The following is a 23,047-nucleotide window of genomic DNA, read 5'->3' as shown; positions in this document are numbered from 1 at the left end:
GAGAGTGGACGCGTGTCCGCAGACAGACCCAAACCGATACGGCGTGGCCTCGTGCTGCGCGCCGCAGTCGCGGCAGCCGTCACCGGCGCGGTGACGGCCGGGACCCTGGCGGCCCTGCCGGGCGGCGCACCGGAGGCATCGGCACCGGCGCCGGTCGCGGCCGACCAGCCGCTGGTCACCGAGCAGCAGGCCATGGCGGTCGCGAAGGAGAGCGGCAAGCGGGCCGAGGTGATCGGACTGCGCTCGGAGCGCCGGGAGATCTTCGCGGAGCCCGACGGCACCTTCACCGCCCGCGAGTACACCGAGCCCGTCCGCACCGTCCAGGGCGGCAAGTGGGTCTCCGTCGACCCGGCGCTCGTGAAGCGTGCCGACGGCACCTGGGGGCCGAAGGCCGCCACCGTGGACCTGGCGTTCTCCGCCGGAGAAGCGGACAAGCCGTTCGTCACGATGCGGCGGGCGGGCCGTGAGTTCGCCCTGACCTGGCCGTACGGCAAGCTGCCCGCGCCCAGCATCGACGGCGACACCGCCACCTACGCCGAGGTCCTGCCCGGCGTCGACCTGACCGTACGGGCGGAGGCGGACGGCTTCGGCCATCTGATCGTCGTCAAGACGCCCGAGGCAGCGGCCGATTCCCGGCTGGCCCGGCTCGACCTGGGCATGACCACCGACGGTCTGAAGGTCGCCGAGGACGCGACCGGCGCGATCCTCGCGGAGGACGCGGTCGTCGGCGGCACCGTCTTCCAGGCCGGCAAGCCCGCGATGTGGGACTCGGCCGCGGTCGAGGAGAGTGCCGCGCGCGAGCAGGGGCCGAAGGCGGTCGCGAAGGCGCTGAAGTCGGCGACGGCGGGTGCGCTGGAGTCGGCGACGGCGAGTGCGCCTGATGCGGGCGCCGTCGCCGGCCCGGAAGCGGCTCCCGAGCCCGCTCTCGACGGTCCCGGTGGCGGTGGCCGGGTGGCCCCGCTGGGCGTCGAGGTCGGCAAGGGCAGGCTGAGCCTCGTCCCCGACCAGAAGCTCCTGACGGGCGCGGGCACGGTCTTCCCGGTCGTCATCGACCCGATCCAGCGCACCACTTCGCGCACTTCCTGGACCGGTGTCATGTCGGGGATGCCCACCGAGCAGGACTGGAAGTACTCGGGCAGTGCGGGCGTGGGCAAGTGCCCGACGGACTACAACCCGGTCTCCTGCAACGGGGTCGGCACCCGGCGCGTGATGTTCACGATGCCGCTCGCCTTCTACAAGGGGAAGCAGATCCTGGGCGCGACGTTCTCGGCGCGGGTGGAGCACATCTACAGTGCCACGCCGACCGCCGAGCCCATCAGGCTCTACCGGATCGGCGGCGCGAACTACAGCCTCAACTCGTCGAGCAACTGGTCGAACACCTCGGACGACTGGGACGACCACATCGGGACGGTCGACAAGGCGATCTCCCCGACCTCCTGCTCCAGCCAGGCCAACCTGCACTTCGAGAGCAGCAAGGAGAAGAACCCCGAGCTGACGAGTGAGGTCCAGGCGGCTGCCACGGGTGGCTGGAACTCGATGACGCTGGGTCTGCGGGCGACCGACGAGTCCCGCTTCGCCGAGTGGAAGCGGATCTGCGGCAACGCGTATCTGTCGATCAAGTACAACAACCTGCCGCGGCAGATCAAGACGTCGGACATGTCCACGGACCCCGGTGGCGTCTGCAAGTGGGGCGCGAGCCGTCCGACCACCGACGTGCCGCCGAAGCTCATGGCCATCGCGAGCGACCCGGACCACGGCAACGGCCAGACCGACAAGGTGCGGGTCGAGTTCAAGGTCGAGTGGGGCGGGACCACACCAGGTTCGTACCTCTTCACGACCAAGGAAGCGCTCGCCCCGACCGCGAACACCAAGTTCGAGCACACCGTCAAGTCGCTGATCCCGCAGAACACCGTCATCTACTGGAGCGCACGCGCCAACGACGGTGACGGTGACGGCCCGTGGAGTTCGGCCGGGGACCCGGCCCAGCGCTGCGAGTTCGTCTACGACAAGACGTGGCCGGGCAAGCCGCTCGTGCACTCCAAGCAGTACCCGTCCGACACCGTCTACCGCGACGGTGTGGGCACCTACGGCACCTTCACCTTCTCGCCGAACCCGAACGACGCCATCCCGGACAACGACGTCGTCAAGTACCAGTACTCCTTCAACGGCGCGGCGATGACCACGCTCACCCCGGCCGCGGCGGGCGGTTCGGTCTCCGTCCAGTGGATGCCGACCCGTTCCGGACGCCAGGTGCTGGAGGTGGTCGCCATCGACAAGGCGGCGCACGCCAGCAGCACGCCGTACGACTTCCTGGTGAGCGAGGGCAAGCCGGTCGTCGCCCAGTGGAACCTGGCCGACCAGGTCGGTGACACCGAGGCGCACGACGAGAGCGGCGAGTTCTCGGCGACCGCCGGTACCACGGTCGCCTTCGGTGTGGACGGCCCCGGCGGGAAGGCCGACAAGGCGGCCCGCTTCGACGGCACCGCCGAGTCCTACCTCGACACCAGCGAGACCGTGCTCGACTCCGCCAAGAGCTTCAGCGTCAGCGCCTGGGTGCGGCCCACCGCGCTCGACAGGAACATGACGGTAATCAGCCAGGACGGCACCGGCGAGCCCGGTTTCACCCTCGGCTACGACGCCTCCGCGCAGACCTGGAAGTTCTCCGTCCCGGTCACCGACGTGGACTCGCTCGGCGAGTGGAAGGCCGTCTCCACCGGGGTCTCCGTGGTCAAGGACCAGTGGGTCCTGCTGACCGGTGTGTACGACGCGCAGAAGAGCGGCGGCCCGCAGCTCCAGCTCTACATCAACAAGGACCTGAAGGCCGCCACCACCCGGCGCTCCACCTGGAAGTCGTACGGTCCGCTGCAGATCGGCCGGTCCACGGCCAAGAGCGGCTACCGCGACAACTTCGCCGGTGACCTCGCCGAGGTCCGCGTCTTCGACCGGGTCCTGCCGACGGCCCAGGTCGCCGAGCTGATGACCGTGAAGCCGGACCGCAAGGGCTACTGGCAGCTGGACCAGGCCACCAACGGCTCGGTCACCGAGACCGGCGGCGGCCAGGCCCTGACCCTCGCGGGCAACGCCTCCATCTACCGCCCGGCCGACCCGCTGTTCGACACCGCGGCCCTGGTCGGCGACGGCAACCTCGTCCTGGACGGCGACGGGGACTACGCGTCCACCGCGACCGCCCCGGTCACCGGCAACACCAGCTTCACCGTCACCGCCCGCGCCCAGCTCACCTCGCTGGACCCGGAGAAGTCCCAGACGGTGCTGTCCCTGCCGGGCGCCAACACCAACCGCGTCCAGGTCCGCTACCAGGCCACCACCGGCCAGTGGGAGCTGGCCGTGGCGAAGACCGACGTGGCAGCCCCCTCGGTCGTCACCTTCACCGACGACCAGGAACTGCCCGACACCGGCGGCTCCGGCCAGCACCTGGCGGTGGTCTACGACGCCTTCGCCAACTCGATCCGCCTGTACGTGGAGGGCCAGCTCGTCGCCGGTGCCTACGGCACGGACAACACCCTGTGGTCCGCCACCGGCGGTCTCCAGGTGGGCCGTTCGCTGCGTGGGGCGAGCGAGTACTTCGCCGGCGCGATCGACGAGGTCCGTGTGTACAGCGGCGCGGCCGACCCGGTCGCGGTGCAGCAGATGGCCGCGCTGACGGCCGTCACCGACATGTGACCGACCGTCACACAGGTGGTGTGCCGGGCCTGTCGTAGGCCCGGCACACCCGTAACGCCTCTTCCTTTCATGACCTTCCCTTCATGACCTTCCTACGATCAGGGAGTTGCCGGATGTTCTTCCGTGGCCGCTCACTGAGCCGCCGTATGCCCAGACAGACGATCGTCGCCACAGTGATCGGGCTTTCGCTCGCGCTTTCGGCTTCGTCGGTCCAGGCATTGGCGCTCGACGACGGCGACCGGGGCCGCACCAGCCGCCCCGGCGTCCAGGACGACGGGGATCCCGCCAAGGGATCCGACGCGAAAGCGAAGTCCCGCCCCTCCGACCCGGCGCGCAAGGCCGCGGTCAAGGGCCTCGACAAGGCGGTGTGGCCCGAGCAGGGCGGCGCCGAGATAGCCGTAGGCGCGGCTGCCGCGACCGAGGCGGGCGGCCTGCCGGTCAAGGTCGGCAGCGCCAAGGCCAAGGTCAGGGCGGCGCAGGCCGCCGACAAGGTCCGCGTCGACGTTCTCGACCCGAAGCGGGCCGGGCAGCTCGGCGCCGGTGTTCTCCTCGGCGTCGAGCGTGCCGACGGCGAGAAGACGGCCGCCAAGGTCCGGCTGACCGTGGACTACTCGGAGTTCGCCGAGGGCTTCGGCGGCTCCTACGCCTCCCGCCTCCGACTGGTCCAGCTGCCGGCCTGTGCCACGGTGGCCGTGCCGGGCAGCAAGGAGTGCCCGGAGCAGCCCAAGGTGCTGCCGACCGTCAACGACGTGAAGACGGGCACCGTCTCCGCCGACGTGACCGCCGCCCCGGCGCCCGCCGACGGCGTCTCCACCATGGCGGGTGAGGCGACCTCCCTGGTCGCCGTGGCCGCGGGACCGTCCAGCGCCCAGGGCACGTACAAGGCCACGGCCCTCGCGCCTTCGTCGAGCTGGAGCGTCGCCACCTCCTCCGGCGCGTTCAACTGGAACTACCCCTTCCGGTCGGTGCCGACCCCGGGCGGTCTGACGCCCACCGTGGGCCTCGGCTACTCGTCCCAGTCGGCGGACGGCCGGACCTCGGCCACCAACAACCAGGGCTCGTGGATCGGTGAGGGCTTCTCCTACGACCCCGGCTACATCGAGCGCCGCTACAAGCCCTGTTCCGAGGACGGTCACGACGGTTCCGGTGAGCAGTGCTGGGCGTTCGAGAACGCCACGGTCATGCTCAACGGCTCCTCCGGCGAGCTCGTCAAGGACGACACCACCGGCAAGTGGCACATGTCGTCCGACGACGGCAGCAAGGTCGAGAAGCTGACCAGTGCCACCAACGGCGACAACGACGGTGAGTACTGGCGCATCACCACTTCGGACGGCACGGAGTACTACTTCGGCCAGAACCGCCTTCCGGGCTGGGCGACGGGGAACGAGGAGACCAACTCGGTCTGGACCGCCCCGGTCTTCGGCGACGACTCCGGTGAGCCCTGCTACAACGCCACCTTCACCAGCGCCCACTGCCAGCAGGCCTGGCGCTGGAGCCTGGACTACGTCAAGGACAGTCACGGCAACGTGATGTCCTACTTCTACGAGCGTGAGACCAACTACTACGCGCTCAACGGGAAGACGGACGTCAACGGCACCGCGTACCACCGCGGTGGCTACCTCAAGCGCATCGACTACGGTCAGCGCGACGGTCAGGTCTACGCGGCCAAGGCCCCGGCGCGGATCGTCCTCAACACCGCCGAACGCTGCCTGCCCACCGCTGACTTCGACTGCGCGGAGAGCAAGCGCACCAAGGCGAACGCCGCCCAGTGGCCGGACGTCCCGGTCGACCAGGAGTGCAAGGCGAGCACGAAGTGCACCTCGCCGGTCCAGACCTTCTTCACGACCAAGCGGTTGACGTCGGTCGTCACGCAGATGCGCAAGGACGCCACGACCTACTCGGACGTGGACGCCTGGACACTCACCCACCTGTTCACCGACAACGGTGACGACTCCAAGACGCTGTGGCTGTCGAAGATCGAGCACGAGGGCCGCGCCGGTACGGCGATCAAGCTGCCCTCCGTGGACCTGTTCGGCGAGCAGCTCGCCAACCGGGTGGACGCGATCGGCGACAACATCGCGCCGTTCCACCGTTTCCGCCTGTCGATGGTCCTCAGCGAGACGGGCGCCCAGCTCGACGTCACCTACGCCGCGACCGACTGCACCAAGGCCACCCTGCCCACACCGGGCGAGTCGACCAAGCGCTGCTACCCCGTGAAGTGGGCCCCGCCCGGTTACGTCGACCCGATCACGGACTGGTTCCACAAGTACGTCGTCTCCGCGGTCATCGAGACCGACCGCACCGGCGGCAGCGACGGCATGGTCACCCGCTACGACTACCAGGGTGACGCGGCCTGGCGTAAGGCGAAGCCGGACGGCATCACCGACACCAAGTACCTGACCTGGGGCGGCTGGCAGGGCTACGGCAAGGTCAAGGTCACCAGCGGCACCGCCGACCAGCAGAAGACCCGGGTCGACTACACGTTCATGCAGGGCATGGACGGTGACGCGAATCCCGCCGGCGGCACACGCTCGGTGACGGTCAAGGACTCCACGGGAGCGTCGTACACGGACTCCGAGGAGTTCACCGGCCAGGAGCTGGAGGTCGCCACCTACGACGGCACCAAGCTGGTCGGAAAGACGATCAGTACGCCCGTCAAGTACAACACCGCGACCCAGAAACAGAGTTGGGGAACCAGCAACGCGGTCATCGTGCGTCCCCAGACCGGTCGCGGCTTCAGCCTGAAGTCCGACGGCACCTGGAGCGAGACGAAGTCCACCACGACGTACGACACGGCGAACGGCACCGGCCGCGTCCTGACCGTCGACGACCAGGGCGACGTCTCCACCACGAAGGACGACACCTGCACCCGCACCACCTACGCGGACAACACGGCGAAGAACATCCTGTCGCTGCCTGCCCGCAGCGAGGTCGTGTCCGTCAAGTGCGCCACGACGCCCGACCGCAGGACACAGGTCCTGGCCGACGAACGCACCTCCTATGACGACGGCGCGTTCGGCGCGGCGCCCACCAAGGGCGACGCGACCAGGACCGAGCGGCTGACGTCGCACGACGGCACCACGGCGACCTACCAGATCACCGGTGCCACGACCTACGACGCCTACGGTCGGCCGCTGACACAGAAGGACGCCAAGCAGTACGGAACGTCGGACCAGACGAAGACCGTCTACGCCGAGACGAACGGCCTGCTGACCAGGACGACCGTCACCAACGCCCTCGGGCACAACACCATCACCGACTACGTCCCCGCCTGGGGCATGTCGACGGGCCAGACGGACCCGAACGGCAAGCGGACGGACCTGGCCTACGACGCCCTGGGCCGTCTGACCTCGGTGTGGCTGCCGGACCGGGCCTCGACGCAGACGCCGAGCATCAAGTACTCGTACAACGTCCGCAAGGACAAGGTCACCGCGATCAAGACGGAGAAGATCGAGAACGACGGAACCTACGGCGCCGAGTACCAGCTGTACGACAGCCTGCTGCGCTCCCGTCAGATCCAGACCGAGGGTCCGGACGGCACCCGCATGGTCGCCGACACATGGTTCGACGGCACGGGCAACGTCAAGAAGACCAATACGACCTACAACGCCTCCGGCGCCGCGTCCGACGAACTGCTGCTGGTGAGCAACAGCCAGGTCGGCGCGCAGAGCCTGCTGGAGTACGACGGCCTGGGCCGCAGCACGGCCCAGATCTCCGCCGTCTCCGGCGCCGAGCAGTGGCGCACCACGACCACGTACGACGGCGAGCTGACGCATGTCGACCCGCCGGTCGGCGGCGTGCCCACCACGACGGTCACCGACGGTCAGGGCAACCTCGCCGAGATCCGCCACTACCGCGGCGCCTCGCCGGGCGTGGGTGTGGCGTACGACTCGACGAAGTACACGTACAACGTGGCCGGTCTGCTGGAGACGGTCACCGACGCCAAGAGCAACGTGTGGCGTTACGAGTACGACCAGCTGGGCCGCAAGACCAAGTCGATCGACCCGGACGCGGGCACGTCGCGCACGGAGTACGACGAACTGGACCGGCCGGTCGTCACCTATGACGGCCGAGACAAGAAGTCGACCACGGTCTACGACAAACTCAGCCGCGTCAGCACGACCTGGCTGGGCGACGCCGACACGGGCACGAAGCTGACGGAGACGAGGTACGACAAGGCCGGCTGGCTGGGCCAGGTCTACGGCACGCTCAGCTACGTCTCGCCGACGGAGTACTTCGCCACGGCCGTCCAGTCGATGGACGAGTTCTACCGCCCGCTGAAGACCGCCTACCAGGTCCCCGCATCCCAGGGGTCCCTGGCCGGCACGTACGTCTACTCGCAGACCTACAACCGGGACGGCACGCTGCAGACCACTGGCCTGCCGGCCATCGGCGACCTTCCGGCGGAGGCGCTGACCTACACGTACGACGCGTTGCAGCGTCCGATGACGATGACGGGCACCGCCAACTCGTACGTCACCAACACGGTCTACGGCAAGAACAGCCAACTCCAGCAGTTGGAGCTGTTCGCGGGCGGCAGCGGCAAGAAGGTCTGGCAGACCTACAGCTATGAGACGGGCACCGACCGGCTGACCCGCTCGGTGGTCGACGTCTACGGCGCGACCGCCCCGGCGAAGGACTCGCGTTACTCCTACGACCAGGCGGGCAACGTTCTGTCGATCGCGGACACCGCGAACTCCGCCTCGCCGGACCTGCAGTGCTTCGCCTACGACAGCCGTCAGCGCTTGCAGGACGCCTGGACCCCGGCGGCCACCGCGACGACCGCGGCGGGCTCCGGAACCCGTGGTTCCACGACTCCGGTGGACGGCACCGGCCCCTCGGCGTGCACCGCTGCCGCGGGTTCGGGCGCGCTGGGCGGTCCGGCTCCGTACTGGAAGTCGTACGAGACCGACGCCATCGGCAACCGCACCTCCGAGATCAACCACGACACCTCGCTCAACGCGGCGAACAACATCACCCGCAGCTACGAGTACGGCGGCGCGGGCGCGCTCGGTGACGGACCGCACCAGGTCACCAAGATCACCGAGCAGACCCCGACCGGGGCGAAGCAGTCGTCGTACGAGTACGACGCCATGGGCAACACCACCAAGCGCACCATCGGCGGTGACGCGCAGATCCTTGTCTGGGACGACTCCGGTGCGCTGAGCAAGGTCACCGAGGCGAGCGGTTCGGAAACGACCTACCTGTACGACGCGGGCGGCAGCCGGGTGCAGCGAAAGGACCCCTCCGGTACGACCGTCTACCTGCCCGGCACCGAGCTGAAGCTGTCGGCCGACGGCACCAAGAAGGAGGCCACCCGCTACTACGAGTACGCGGGCCAGACCGTCGCGGTGCGTACCGCGGCGAAGACGTCCTTCGTCTCATCCGACCACCATGGCACGGGCGAAGTGGCGATCGACTCCGCGACGGGCGCGATCTCCCAGCGGCGCTTCGACCCCTTCGGCGTCGACCGGGGCGAGAAGACCGGGGCCTGGCCCGGTGAGAAGGGTTACGTCGGCGGCACGATCGACGCCTCGACCGGCCTGACCCACCTGGGGGCGCGGGAGTACGACTCGGCGATCGGCAAGTTCATATCCGTCGACCCGATCATCGACTACACCCAGCCGCAGCAGATCAACGGCTATGCCTACGCCAACAACTCCCCGGTCACGCACGCCGACCCCAGCGGCATGATCGTCCCTGAATGCCGGGAAGGTCTGATCGAGTGCCGTGGTGGCGTCCCCGTCACCAACACGGACCCGGAGGTCGCCAAGGCGCAGTCGGACGTGAGCAAGGCGTCCAGCGACGTGGGGGCGGCGCAACAGCAGCAGTCCGCCGCCAAGCAGCGCATCAAGTCCGCGGGCAAGGCCCTGGTCAAGATCGCCCGGGACATCCTCGGTGTGGACGCGGCCCTGGACTGCATTTCCACCGGTGACGTCGGCTCCTGCGGCGAGACCCTGCTCAACATCGCGGGCAGCTTCGCGGGCGGCCTGGCCGGCAAGATCCTCGCCAAGTACGGGGCGCCGTGGAACTGGGCCAAGGGCATCAAACTCGCCAAGCGGGTCACCGGCCTGGTCGGGGACCTGATCGGCGGCGCCAAGAGCCTGTGGAACGCCAACAAGGCGGTGGGCCGGGCGAAGCTCGGGCTGTCCAAGGCGACGGAGAAGCTGGCGGACGTCAGGAAGAAGGCCGCGGAGGCACTCAAGAAACGGAAGAAGACCGAAGAACCCGAGTGCCACAGCTTCCTGCCGGGTACCAAGGTTCTGCTGGCCGACGGCTCCACCAAGGCCATCGAGAAGGTGAAGCTCGGCGACAAGGTCGTCGTCACCGACCCGAAGACCGGCGAGACGACGGTCCGCGAGATCGCGGGCACCATCGTCACGGAGGACGACAAGGCCTTCGCCGACCTCACGATCAAGGGCCCCTCCGGTAAGCCGGAGGCTCTGATCGCGACCACGACGCATCCGTTCTGGGTGGCGTCGGAGGGTGAGTGGATCAAGGCGGGCGACCTCGAGCCCGGCATGACGCTGCGCACTCCGTCCGGAGCCACGGTCGAACTGACGGGCGTGCGCTCCTTCGAGAAGCGCCAGCGCACCCACGACCTCACGGTCACGGGGATCCACTCCTACTACGTGTCCGTCGGTTCGACGCCGGTACTCGTGCACAACTGCGAGACGCTCGAGCTCGTGTACAAGGAAGGCTGGGACGATACGCAGCGGGCCCAGGCCGACGCGAAGGTCGCCCACCTGAACCAGCTCGCCGAGGAAGGCAAGCTGGTGAAGACGAAGTCGGTGCGTATCGAGAAGGGATCCGCGGCGGGCCGGCTCCGCAAGGCCGGCACGGACGTCCCCGATGGCTACCACGGTGACCACCTGCAAGATCTGCAGTTGGGCGGCACGGATACGCTCGGTAATATGGGACCGCTCGACGGAAGTGTGAACAGCAGCCTCGGGGCACAGATCGCAGCCAGGATCAAGAACTTGCCGATGGGCACCCGGATATGCAGCGTCACGATCTGTGACGCGACTTAGTTGAGGCCCGCCGTCGGTCCCGGAAACGCCCGGGGCCGACGGCGGGCGCCCACACGACCAGGAGTTGCTTTGTACGAGAATTTCCTCAGGGAGTATCCGCCGGACAACACTCCCTCCGCGGTCGCCGCCCGTGATGAGCGGCTCGTCACGCTCGACGGGTACACCGAACTCCTGCAAGTCGGCGCGGGCTCGTCCTTCGGAAACGGCATTCTCTACGTGCACACTCCGGACGAGGCCGAAGAGGTCTCACAGCTGATTCTTGAGGCCTTTCCCGAGTTCCGAGGCCGTATCGCGCCGGTGGCCCAGGACTGGCTGGGACGCCAGTACGCGGTGGATCTCGTGCGCAGCACGGCGAACCAGGCCTCCTTCCTCCTGTTCGAGGTCGGTTCGGGGGAGGCTTTCGAGATCGACTGCGGGCTGCCGGAGCTTCTCGACGCGGAGTTCATCGAGGACCCGGACACGTTCCTCGGAGCGGACCTCTACACGGAATGGACCGCCGAGCAGCCGGTTCCCGTACCGCCTCGACGGTGCGTGGGCTTCAAGGCTCCCTTGTTCCTCGGCGGACACGGCGAGATCTCGAACCTGGAGGACTCGGACCGGTCCGTCTACTGGTCCCTCATGGGACAGCTCCGCGCCGCGGCGCAGGGCTAGGGCCGCTCGACGACGTCCGACGTCTTCCGGGGCCCGGTTTGACCCCTCAAGCCGGGCCCCGTAGCCTTGACCCTCGGCGTGTCGACTGATGTGCCACATCCCCGTAAACCTCTTCCTCCCGGGTACCGGTACCTCGGTGGTCGGGAGAGGCCGCCCGTGTTTCGTTCCCCGGGCGGCTGGACTGCGGGGATGCCGTTCCCGAGCGAGAGAGTGAGATCCGCGTGTACGCCATCGTGCGCAGCGGTGGTCGCCAGCACAAGGTTGCTGTCGGCGACATCGTTGAGGTTGACAAGATTTCCACTGCCAAGGTTGGCGACACGGTCGAGCTCTCGACCCTGCTCGTTGTCGACGGCGACGCTGTGACCAGCGACCCGTGGGTCCTGGCCGGCATCAAGGTCCAGGCCGAGATCGTGGATCACCACAAGGGCGTCAAGATCGACATCCTTCGCTACAAGAACAAGACCGGCTACCGCCGTCGTCAGGGCCACCGCCAGCAGTACACGGCGATCAAGGTCACTGAGATCCCCGCGGCTGCGAAGTAAGGGACTGAGGAGAGATGGCACACAAGAAGGGCGCATCGTCCACCCGGAACGGTCGCGACTCAAATGCTCAGCGGCTCGGCGTGAAGCGCTTCGGCGGTCAGGTCGTCAACGCCGGTGAGATCCTGGTCCGCCAGCGTGGCACCCACTTCCACCCCGGCGCGAGCGTCGGCCGTGGCAAGGACGACACGCTGTTCGCGCTGGCCGCCGGTGCGGTGGAGTTCGGTACCCACCGTGGTCGCAAGGTCGTGAACATCGTTCCGGTCGCCTGATCGGTTCTTTCGCGAGGCGGACCTCACTTCCCTCACGGGAAGCGGGTCCGCCTTTCGCGTGTTTCACCTGTGCGGAGAGCTCGTAGTTCTCTGCCCGAAGACTTTCGTACGTAACTGGAGGCACATCCCATGACCACCTTCGTGGACCGCGTCGAGCTGCATGTCGCCGCGGGTAGCGGAGGTCACGGCTGTGCCTCCGTCCACCGTGAGAAGTTCAAGCCGCTGGGCGGGCCCGACGGCGGCAACGGCGGACGCGGCGGTGACGTGATCCTCGTCGTCGACCAGTCCGTCACCACGCTGCTCGACTACCACCACTCCCCGCACCGCAAGGCCACCAGCGGCAAGCCCGGCGAGGGCGGCAACCGGTCGGGCAAGGACGGGCAGGACCTGGTTCTGCCGGTGCCCGACGGGACCGTCGTTCTCGACAAGGAGGGCAACGTGCTCGCCGACATGGTCGGGCACGGGACCTCGTACGTGGCCGCGGAGGGCGGGCGCGGAGGGCTCGGCAACGCAGCGCTGTCCTCGGCCCGGCGCAAGGCGCCCGGGTTCGCGCTGCTCGGGGTGCCCGGAGGGCTGCAGGACATCGTCCTGGAGCTGAAGACGGTCGCCGACGTGGCGCTGGTGGGGTACCCGAGCGCCGGTAAGTCGTCGCTGATCTCGGTGCTCAGCGCTGCCAAGCCGAAGATCGCCGACTATCCCTTCACGACGCTCGTGCCCAACCTGGGTGTGGTGACCGCCGGCGCGACCGTCTACACCATCGCCGATGTGCCCGGGCTCATTCCCGGAGCCAGCCAGGGCAAGGGGCTCGGGCTGGAGTTCCTGCGGCACGTGGAGCGGTGCAGTGTGCTCGTGCACGTGCTCGACACGGCGACGCTGGAGTCCGAGCGTGACCCCGTCTCCGACCTCGACATGATCGAGGAGGAGCTGAAGCAGTACGGCGGGCTGGGGAACCGGCCGCGGATCGTCGTCCTCAACAAGGTCGACGTGCCGGACGGTCTGGATCTCGCCGAGATGGTGCGGCCCGAGCTGGAGGCTCGCGGGTACCAGGTGTACGAGGTGTCCGCCGTCGCGCACATCGGGCTGAAGGAGCTGTCGTTCGCGCTCGCCGACGTCGTGGGCAAGGCGCGGGCCGCCAAGCCCAAGGAGGAGACGACCCGGATCGTCATCCGGCCGAAGGCCGTCGACGACGCGGGCTTCACCGTCGTCCAGGAGGAGGACGGGCTGTTCCGGGTGCGGGGCGAGAAGCCCGAACGCTGGGTACGCCAGACCGACTTCAACAACGACGAGGCCGTCGGTTACCTCGCCGACCGGCTCAACCGCCTTGGTGTCGAGGACAAGTTGATGAAGGCCGGGGCCCGGTCGGGTGACGGCGTCGCCATCGGCCCCGAGGACAACGCCGTGGTGTTCGACTGGGAGCCGACGGTCATGGCGGGGGCGGAGATGCTGGGCCGGCGTGGCGAGGACCACCGTCTCGACGTGCCGCGGCCCGCTGCGCAGAGGCGGCGTGATCAGCAGGCGGAGCGGGACGAGGCGCAGCAGGAGTTCGACGACTTCGAGCCGTTCTAGGGGGTTTGGGCGGGGGCGCCGGGGTGTGTTTCGCCCCCGCCGCCCCTACCCGTCCCATCCCGTTCCTGGGGGCTGCCGCCCCCAGACCCCCGCTTCGGTCCTGAAGGGGCCTCGTCCTCGAACTCCCCCAGAGGGGGGACCCCCAGACGGGCTGAAATGGCCGGGCCCGGGCTGAAGGGGCCCGGCAGGCAAGGTCAGGACCCCACCCCGCCTGCCGCCCTGCGAACTCCGTTTCCTATGATCTCCCTCTGATTCATTCCTCAGGGGTCTCCTGTTCGCCGTGTCGTGGGAGCTTCCGTAGGTCCAAGAGGCCTCCCAGGCAACGGAGTTCGACGATGAGTGGGGCTGTTTCGCCCGGCAGACGCCGGTTTCTGACCACTGGCGCCGCCACCGTCGGCGCCGCCGCGTCCGGGCAGCTTCTGCTTGCGGGGACCGCCCGGGCCGCGCAAACCCCGTTGCCCGCCGGGGTGTTCAGCCTCGGGGTCGCCTCCGGGGACCCCCTGCCCGACGGTGTCGTCCTCTGGACCCGGCTCGCCCCCGATCCGCTCCACGGCGGCGGGATGCCCAACCGGCCCGTGGTCGTGGAGTGGCAGATATCCGAGGACTCCCGGTTCCGGCGGAAGCTGCGGCGCGGGTACGCCTGGGCCCGGCCCGAGCTCGGGCACAGTGTGCACGCCGATGTCCGGGGGCTGCTCCCCGACCGGGAGTACTGGTACCGGTTCCGGACCAGTGGGCAGCTCTCGCCGGTGGGGCGCACCCGTACCGCTCCCCGTCAGCTCGTCTCCGGCAGTCATCTGCGGCTCGCGCTCGCCTCCTGCCAGAACTGGCAGCACGGCTACTTCACGCCGTACGCCGACATGCTCGCCCAGGACCCGGACGTCGTCGTCTTCGTCGGCGACTACATATACGAGTCGACGTCCGCGATCACCGGCGTACGCAAGCACGAGGGCACCGGCGAGCCGTTCAGCCTCGTCCAGTACCGCAACCGGTACGCCCAGTACCACAGCGACCCGCACCTCAAGGCGATGCACGCCGCCGCGCCCTTCGTCGTCACCTTCGACGACCACGAGGTCGACAACGACTTCGCCGGTGACGTGCCGCAGGACCCCGACAAGCAGTCCCCCGAGGCGTTCGCCGCGCGGCTCACCGCCGCCTACCAGGCCTACTACGAGCACATGCCCGTACGCGCCACGGCCGTGCCCAACGGGCCCCACATACGGATGCACCGGCGGCTCGACTTCGGGCGGCTGGTGCGGCTCAACGTGCTCGACACCCGGCAGTACCGCAGCGACCAGGCCACCAGCCAGGCCGGTGCCCAGGACCCGGCGATGACCATGCTCGGCGCCGCGCAGAAGCAGTGGCTGCTCAACAGCCTGCACGGGTCGCAGGCCCGGTGGAACCTCATAGCCTCGCAGATCATGATGGCCGAGACCGACCTCAAGATCGGCGACGGCAAGCTCTGGTACTACGACGCCTGGGACGGCTACCAGGCCGAACGCAACGCCCTGCTCGCCGAGCTCGCGAAGGTGCGCAACCCCGTCGTCCTCTCCGGCGACCGGCACCTCACCATGATCAGCGATCTCAAGCGCGACTTCGCCGACCCCGGCTCGGCGGTCGTCGGTTCCGAGTTCGTCGGTACGTCCATATCCAGCGCCGGCGATCAGGACCCCGTCGCCTTCCACAAGCAGTGGGACCCGCTCAAGGGCGACAACCCGCACTGGAAGGTCATCGACAACCACCGCGGCTACCACCTCTTCGACATCAGGCGCGCCGGAATCGACGCCCAGGTCCGGGTCGTCGACACCGTGACCAAGCCCACCTCCGCCGCCCGGACCCTCGCCAAGCTCCACGTCGAGGCCGGGAGACCGGGAGTACGACAGGTCTGAGGACGGGGTGGCTCTTGCGGACACCCGGAGAATCCCTGAAATTCCGCGCCGGAACTTCACCTGACTTTGCCGGGACTTCACCGGAACTTCTGTGCCCTTACTCACAGAAATTCCCGCCGACGGCCCCGACTCTCTTCCGTTGTCTTCGGGCGTCCCTTCTTCGACCTCGGGTGCCGGGTGAATGACAGGTTGCGCACGCATATGCGGCGGAGGGCGCTCACCTTGCACTGCGGTAACGGCAGGTGGGACGATTTCAGGGTTCTCCGTTGCCCCGAGGTAGGTCGCCAGTGTCCCAGCGCAAAGACAAGCCCCGCACCACCGCCGTCGTCCTCGCGGGCGGCACCGGTCAGCGGGTGGGTCTGTCGATTCCGAAGCAGTTGCTGAAGATCGCGGGCAAGGCGGTCATCGAGCACACCCTCAGCACTTTCGAGCACGCGGATTCGATCGACGACGTCATCGTGCTGATGGCGCCCGGCTATGTGGCGGACGTCGAGAAGATCGTCGCCAAGGCCGGTTTCAAGAAGGTCGTCAGGATCATCGAGGGCGGTGCCACGCGCAACGACACCACCGAGCGGGCCATCGAAGCCCTGGGGGAGGGCCTGGCCGAGGGTGAGGACCGCAACGTCCTGTTCCACGACGCCGTACGGCCGCTGCTGTCCCAGCGGGTCATCGACGACTGCGTGATCGCCCTTGAGCGGTACCAGGCCGTCGACGTGGCCATTCCCTCCGCCGACACGATCATCGTGACGCGCACGCACGGCGAGGACGGTGAGTTCATCACCGAGATTCCCGACCGATCGAGGCTGCGGCGCGGTCAGACGCCCCAGGCGTTCAAGCTGTCGACCATCCGGCGGGCCTACGAGGTGGCGGCGGGCGACCCCAACTTCCAGGCCACGGACGACTGTTCGGTCGTCCTCAGGTATCTGCCGGACGTGCCGATCCACGTCGTCGCGGGCGACGAGTACAACATGAAGGTCACCCAGCCCGTCGACGTCTTCATCGCCGACAAGCTCTTCCAGCTCGCCTCCGCCGCCACTCCCGAGCAGATGAGCGAGGAGGCCTACCGCGAGCTGCTCACCGGCCGGACACTCGTCGTCTTCGGCGGCTCCTACGGCATCGGCAAGGACATCGCCGCACTGGCCGAGGGATACGGCGCCAAGGTGTACGCCCTCGGGCGTTCGACCACCGGCACGCACGTAGAGAACCCGGAGGAGGTCGACGACGCGCTGTCCAAGGCGTACTCCGAGACCGGGCGCATCGACTACGTCATCAACACGGCCGGTGTTCTGCGCATCGGCAAGCTCGCCGAGACCGACAACGCGACCATCGAGGAAGCGCTGAAGGTCAACTACCTGGCCCCCGTGCAGATCGCCCGTTCGGCCTACAAGTACCTCGCCGAGACCAAGGGCCAGCTGCTGCTGTACACCTCCAGCAGCTACACGCGCGGCCGGGCCGAGTACAGCCTCTACTCCTCCACCAAGGCCGCGATGGTGAACCTCACCCAGGCCCTGTCCGACGAGTGGGCGGGCGACGGCGTCCGCGTCAACTGCGTCAACCCGGAGCGCACGGCCACCCCGATGCGTACGAAGGCCTTCGGCCAGGAGCCCGCGGGTTCGCTGCTGTCCTCCGAGGCGGTCGCCCGTACCTCGCTGGACGTGCTGCTGTCCGAGCTGACCGGGCATGTCATCGACGTCCGCCAGCAGGACCCGACGGCCGTGGCCGGCCGGGCCTCCGGCTTCGAACAGGCGCTCGCCAGTGTCCTCGACCGTCAGAACGACGACCTGGCATAAAAGCGCACACCAGATCCACAAAAACCACCGGACAGACACCCAGACAATTCCCGGGTATTTTCCAGATCGGTCCCGGGTAATTTCCCAGATACAGGTTCTCCTTGATTTCCACTGCAATTCGCGTCGCCCGGGTGGGCAGCCCGGCCGAGTTGGCCGCGGCGGTCCTCATGATGCTGGGCTTCCCCTGTCTCATGCTGGCCGCGCTCCTCCCGAGCGTGCCCGCCTTCGCCGTCGCCGCCGCAGTGACCTACCTGGCGGACCACTATCTGCACCACCGGGGCAGCTATCTGGTCAACCGCCTCAGCAAGGTGCGGGCGGGTGTCTCCATCCGGTTCCTGGTCCGGGAACTGCTCGTGCTGTTGCTGCTGGCGCGCGCGGACCTCTCCCGAAGCATGATCTTCTACGCGGCGATCGCCTGCTTCATCGCCTTCTACGGCTTCCAGGCCCCGCACGGTGCCCTGATCACGCTGATCCGCAACCGCCGCCGGATGCCGGTCGCCACCCGCAACGTCGACCTGGCCTCGCGCATCCCCATCCCCGACGCCCCGCCGCGCTTCCTGCTGGACCGCTCCACCGAGAAGATGCTCCACCTCGACCTGGCCGCGCTGACCGGCATCCTGGTCACCGTCGAGACCGGCTCGGCGGTGTACGGAATGACCGGCGTCGGCGTCACCCTCGGCCTGGCGTTCCTCTACGTGGTCGCCCTCGCGCCCTACGTCCGGGGGCGCCGCATCCCGCCGGACGCGGAGACGGTGCTCGCGGCGACGGACGCGTGGCTGCGCGAGTACCGGCCGCAGACGGTGCTGTACTTCTCCGGCTCCAAGGACTCGGCGTACCAGGTCAACATGTGGCTGGAGACGATGGAGCAGCTGGACACCCGGCCGCTGATCGTCCTTCGTGAACGCGTCATCCTGCAGAACCTCGCTCCCACGACCGTGCCCGTCATCTGTGTGCCCGGCGGGATCCACTTGATGAACCTGGACCTGCGCACGGTCCGGGTCGCGCTCTACGCGGCGAACGTCGGCAAGAACATCCACCTGCTGCGCGTACCGACCATGAAGCACGTCTTCATCGGGCACGGCGACAGCGACAAGATCGCGAGCGTGAACCCGTTCAGCAAGGCCTACGACGAGGTGTGGGTCGCCGGGCGGGCCGGGCGCGACCGGTACGCGATCGCCGATGTGGGTGTCCGGGACGAGGACATCGTCGAGGTCGGGCGGCCCCAACTGGCGCCCATCCGCGGGTCGCGGGGAGCGCCCGACGGCGGTCCCCGCGGCGGAGCCGCCGATGCACGCTGCCCGACCGTTCTGTACGCCCCCACTTGGGAAGGCTGGGACGACGATCCCGGCAACACCTCCATCCTCCTCGCCGGCGAGAACATCGTGCGCGAGCTGGTGTCGGCCGACCCGCCCGTCCGCGTGCTGTACAAGCCGCATCCCTTCACGGGCACCCGCAGCGACGAGGCCAGGGCCGCCCACGAGCGGATCACCGCGCTGGTGGAGAAGGCCGCGGTCGAGCGGGCCGCCGACCCGCGCTTCCCGGGCGACCCCGAAGAGCAGGCGCGGGCCAAGGCCGACCTCGCGCGTATCGAGGCGCGCCTCGCCGAACTGGCCGGGCCCGCCGGTGAGAAGGGCGACGAGGCGGAGGCGACCCGGGACGGGGTCGTCGACATGGAGCGGCACGAGGAGACCGAGAAGCTGCGCGCCGAGTGGAACGACGCGTACTGGCGTTCGTTCGGCGCCGGGGAGCACCGGGTCGTCACGGGGGCCGAACCACGACTGTACGACTGCTTCAACGTGTCCGACGCGATGGTCTCCGACATCTCCAGCGTGGTCTCCGACTTCATCGCGAGCGGCAAGCCGTACGCCGTGACGGACTCGGCGGCACTGGGCGCGGAGGAGTTCAAGCGGCAGAACACCGCTGTACGTGCCGCCGTGATCCTCGGCAACAGCGCCGGGGAACTGGGGCAGTTGCTGGACGCGGTGCGCGACCCGGCGGCCGATCCGCTGGCCGGTGAGCGCGCGGAGCTCAAGCGGTATCTGCTCGGGCCCGACGAGCCGCCCTCCATCGAGCAGTTCAACACCGCGACGGCGGACCTCGCGGTGAAGGCCGAGGCACGCAACGCGGGACAGAAGCGGCAGGCGGCGGCTGCCCGGACCTGAGAGTCCGCAGTGGTGGGGCCCGTCCTGAGGATCGCTCCTCGGGACGGGCCTCTCGTACGTGTCCGGTCAGGTCTCGGGCGTGGTGGTCACGCCCTTGCAGGCGTTCGTGTTGTCGCTCGTGCCGGGGACCGCCGCTGCCTTGGCCGCGTTGAACGCGGTGACGTAGGCGTCGTGGTCGGTGTTGCTGTCGACCTTCAGGAGCGCCTCGTCGTTCTTGGTGAGCGCCGGGCCGCTGTAGTTGTGGCTGCCGGTCCACAGGACCTTCTGGCTCGCCGTGCCGTCGTACTTGCCCTCGATCAGCAGGTACTTGGAGTGGATGATGCGCGCGGCGGTGTTCGCGTTGCCGTCGTCGTCCCAGTTGTAGCAGCGCAGGGCCGGGCCGCCGGAGGCGTGCAGGGTCTCCCAGGTGCCGCTGGAACTGCCGCTGTCCGTCTCCGAGTAGACGATGTCGACCTGGCAGCCGGCCTTCTGCAGTGCGACCAGCTTCTGGGCCACGGCCAGCCGGGTGAGCTTGAACATCCCGACCCGTACCTTGGTGTGCTTCGTCGTGCCGCTCTCGGTGTAGGTGCAGGTGACGTTGTCGAGGACGGCGGTGATGGTGTCGCCCGGGGAGGGGTCGTTGGCGGGGCGCGGGAAGAAGTACGCCTTGTACGGGCTGCTCGTGGTGGAGCTGTACTGCCAGTTCGCCCAGTCCTTGCCGGCCAGCTCGGTGAAGTAGTTGCTGTACGCGGTGTAGATCGCCGTGTTGTTCGGCAGGACGTACGCGTCGTTCCAGAAGCGGCTGTAGCTGGACGGAGTCATGTTCGCCGAGGACTGCACGACGACGTTGGACGCGCCGTCGAGCCGCGAGAACAGCCAGAACTTGTTGTGGTTGATCGACGCGCCCTGGGCGGGCTGGCCCAGGCACGACTTGTTGACCGGGCACAGTCCGACGAACGAGTCCTGGGTGAGATCCGTACCGAGGGCCGACGACAGGACGGGGTACGAGGGGTCGTCGTCGTTGTCGCTGACGGAACTCTCGTCCAGCATCACCTGCACGGCGACGCCCCGGCCACGGGCGTCGGCGAGGGCCTGGGCGAGGCCCTCGTCCCAGAGGTGGTAGACCGAGGCCTTGATCGACGAGCCCGACTGCGACTGGCCGATGTAGTCGAGGAGCCGGGTGCGGATGGCCCGCTGTTCGGCGACGGTTCCGGTCGGGTTGTTGAAGACCGGCCCGGCGGTGACGGCGGCGGACGCGTCGTCGGCCAGGCCGAGTTGGAGCCCGGCTGCGAGCGAGAGTGAGGCGAGGATCGCGGCGAGACGGCTGGATCCACGGGCTGACGCGCGAGGCGCGAGATTCACAAGTCCCCCTGAGAAGAGCGCTGATCAGTTCGGCGGGTGATCGAACCGTCGAACTGACGTCTATCGAGGGGATGTTGTCAGAGAGAACAGTGGGACACTACCGGGTTGATCATCGACCGGCGCGGCAAGGGCCGGACCCGTACCCCGACCCCGGCCCGTACTGGACGACGGTGAGATCCGCCGTCCGCCCACTGGACAAATGCGCACCTTCGACCCCTGTTCGCGTAGATGTAGATTGCAGAACAGCGCAGCCGGACCGACCCGAGGGGACAGAACGCAGGTGGCAGGGGCAAGGCAGGCCGTCGCAGAGGCTCACAGGATCGTCGTCAAAGTGGGTTCCTCGTCGCTGACCACCGCGGCCGGCGGCCTCGACGCCGACCGGGTCGACGCGCTCGTCGACGTCCTCGCCAAGAGCCGCAGCGGGGGTGAGAAGGAGATCGTTCTCGTCTCCTCCGGAGCCATCGCCGCAGGTCTCGCCCCTCTCGGTCTGCGTCGGCGTCCCAAGGACCTGGCCCGCCAGCAGGCCGCCGCCAGCGTCGGACAGGGCCTTCTCGTCGCCCGTTACACCGCCTCCTGCGCCCGCCACGGCATCCGCGTCGGCCAGGTGCTCCTGACCTCCGACGACACCAGCCGCCGCGCACACCACCGCAACGCCTCGCGCACCCTCGACAAGCTCCTCGCGATGGGCGCCCTCCCGGTCGTCAACGAGAACGACACCGTCGCCACGGACGAGATCCGCTTCGGCGACAACGACCGACTCGCCGCCTTGGTCGCCCACCTGGTGCGCGCCGACCTCCTCGTCCTGCTGTCCGACATCGACGGCGTGTACGACGGCGATCCCAGCAAGCCCGGCACGTCACGGATCGCCGAGGTGCGGGGCCCCGCCGACCTCGCCCACGTCGACATCGGCAGCGCGGGCAAGGCCGGTGTCGGCACCGGCGGCATGGTCACCAAGGTCGAGGCCGCCCGGATCGCCGCCGCCGCCGGTATCCCGGTGGTCCTGACAAGCGCGGTGCACGCTGCCGACGCCCTCGCGGGCCGGGACACGGGCACCTACTTCCACGCCACCGGCAGGCGCTCCGCCGACCGCCTCCTGTGGCTCCAGCACGCCTCCACCCCGCAGGGCTCACTCACCCTCGACGACGGTGCTGTGCGCGCGGTCGTCCAGGGCCGCAAGTCGCTGCTGCCGGCCGGGATCGCCGCCGTCGAGGGCGAGTTCGTCGCGGGCGACCCGGTCGAACTGCGTGACAGCGCGGGCCACGCCGTCGCACGCGGGCTCGTCAACTTCGACGCCAAGGAGATCCCCCAGCTGATCGGCCGCTCCACGCGCGAACTGGCCCGCGAACTGGGCCCCGCGTACGAGCGCGAGGTCGTGCACCGGGACGACCTCGTCGTCCTGAACCCCTAGGACCTGCGGCTCGTCACCTGGACCCCTCTCTTCGACTTCGGTCCCGCAAAGGCCGAAAACAGGGGGAACGCCCCGCAAATCCGCCCGCCGTGAGGTGGACGTTCCGCAAAAGTGCCCCATGAAGCGTGCGTACCTGCTTCTCTCTGTTTCAGGGAGATTCCGCACGACCATCGGGTAAAGGAGGCCGTCGTGAGACGAGTGCGCCCTGGGGCGGCGGCGTCCCGCGGTGGAACCGCCTCCCGCAAGGTGGGCGAGGAGCGAGCCCTGACCAGTGTCGCGGCGGGCGCCCGCTTCGAAGAGGTGTACGAGGAGCCGAAGGATGTGCCGCGTCTGTGGCACGTCACGCTGAGCGTCTCCGGCGCCGAGGCCCCGCTGAAGGAGGTCCGGCGCGGTCTGGAGCAGCTCGCCCACGACCATCCCTTTCTGCTGACCAGCAGATACGCCAACGACCACGCGGAGATCCGTTACTGGGAGGAGGCCCGCGATCTGCACGACGCCGCGGCCGTCGCCCTGCGTCTTTGGGGCGAGCACCGCCAGACCGCGAAGCTGCCGCCCTGGGAGATCGTCGGCCTGGAGGTCATCGACCGCGAGACCTACCACTACCGCATCGCCGAGGGGTTCGGCCCGCTGCCGGCGACCCCGGTTGGCGTCCACCCCTTCTGACCACCACTGGGCTGCCCCGCCGAGGCGGCCCGTTTTGCGGGGTCTCAGGGGCCTGTC

12 protein-coding genes are annotated in these 23,047 nt (G+C 68.7%); 11 read left to right on the top strand and 1 reads right to left on the bottom strand.

Annotated elements, in window-relative coordinates:
- The first annotated feature begins 12 nt into the window (after window positions 1-12).
- The 9 genes from OHN74_RS13845 to OHN74_RS13805 all read left to right on the top strand — a co-directional run bounded on the left by OHN74_RS13845 (window position 13) and on the right by OHN74_RS13805 (window position 19,578).
- Complete coding sequence (locus tag OHN74_RS13845) at window positions 13-3,681, top strand: LamG domain-containing protein (protein WP_327694871.1); 3,669 nt, start codon at window positions 13-15, stop codon at window positions 3,679-3,681.
- Window positions 3,682-3,827: 146 nt separating this feature from the next.
- Window positions 3,828-10,712: a polymorphic toxin-type HINT domain-containing protein gene (locus tag OHN74_RS13840; RefSeq protein ID WP_327694870.1), complete on the top strand. Its 6,885-nt coding sequence runs from the start codon at window positions 3,828-3,830 to the stop codon at window positions 10,710-10,712.
- 69 nt (window positions 10,713-10,781) lie between these two features.
- Entirely contained in the window at window positions 10,782-11,363 is a 582-nt protein-coding gene (locus OHN74_RS13835; RefSeq protein ID WP_327694869.1) for a hypothetical protein, read from the top strand.
- A gap of 221 nt (window positions 11,364-11,584) precedes the next feature.
- Window positions 11,585-11,905, top strand: coding sequence for a 50S ribosomal protein L21 (gene rplU, locus OHN74_RS13830; RefSeq protein WP_006374708.1), 321 nt, complete (start codon window positions 11,585-11,587; stop codon window positions 11,903-11,905).
- Window positions 11,906-11,919: 14 nt separating this feature from the next.
- Window positions 11,920-12,174 (top strand): 50S ribosomal protein L27, encoded by a 255-nt coding sequence (gene rpmA / locus OHN74_RS13825; RefSeq protein ID WP_006374707.1) that lies wholly within the window; start codon window positions 11,920-11,922, stop codon window positions 12,172-12,174.
- Window positions 12,175-12,303: 129 nt separating this feature from the next.
- A complete protein-coding gene (gene obgE, locus OHN74_RS13820; protein WP_327694868.1) occupies window positions 12,304-13,740 on the top strand; it encodes a GTPase ObgE in 1,437 nt (478 codons plus the stop codon).
- 335 nt (window positions 13,741-14,075) lie between these two features.
- Complete coding sequence (locus OHN74_RS13815) at window positions 14,076-15,626, top strand: alkaline phosphatase D family protein (RefSeq protein WP_327694867.1); 1,551 nt, start codon at window positions 14,076-14,078, stop codon at window positions 15,624-15,626.
- A 287-nt stretch (window positions 15,627-15,913) separates the two neighbouring features.
- The gene (locus tag OHN74_RS13810) at window positions 15,914-17,416 is read left to right on the top strand and encodes a bifunctional cytidylyltransferase/SDR family oxidoreductase (RefSeq protein ID WP_327694866.1); all 1,503 of its coding nucleotides are present in this window, start codon (window positions 15,914-15,916) and stop codon (window positions 17,414-17,416) included.
- A 101-nt stretch (window positions 17,417-17,517) separates the two neighbouring features.
- Entirely contained in the window at window positions 17,518-19,578 is a 2,061-nt protein-coding gene (locus OHN74_RS13805) for a hypothetical protein (RefSeq protein WP_327694865.1), read from the top strand.
- A gap of 66 nt (window positions 19,579-19,644) precedes the next feature.
- Here OHN74_RS13805 and OHN74_RS13800 read toward each other — a convergent pair whose 3' ends face one another.
- The gene (locus OHN74_RS13800) at window positions 19,645-20,919 is read right to left on the bottom strand and encodes a phospholipase D-like domain-containing protein (protein ID WP_327694864.1); all 1,275 of its coding nucleotides are present in this window, start codon (window positions 20,917-20,919) and stop codon (window positions 19,645-19,647) included.
- Between the two features lie 280 nt (window positions 20,920-21,199).
- Here OHN74_RS13800 and proB point away from each other — a divergent pair, with 280 nt between their 5' ends.
- The gene (proB, locus tag OHN74_RS13795) at window positions 21,200-22,327 is read left to right on the top strand and encodes a glutamate 5-kinase (protein ID WP_327694863.1); all 1,128 of its coding nucleotides are present in this window, start codon (window positions 21,200-21,202) and stop codon (window positions 22,325-22,327) included.
- Between the two features lie 198 nt (window positions 22,328-22,525).
- Entirely contained in the window at window positions 22,526-22,990 is a 465-nt protein-coding gene (locus tag OHN74_RS13790; protein ID WP_327700113.1) for a hypothetical protein, read from the top strand.
- Window positions 22,991-23,047 lie beyond the last annotated feature (57 nt).

This window comes from Streptomyces sp. NBC_00459 (assembly GCF_036013955.1).
Taxonomy (GTDB): domain Bacteria; phylum Actinomycetota; class Actinomycetes; order Streptomycetales; family Streptomycetaceae; genus Streptomyces.
The sequence above is the reverse complement of the archived record's forward strand: the minus strand, read 5'-3'. Positions and strand labels throughout refer to the sequence as shown.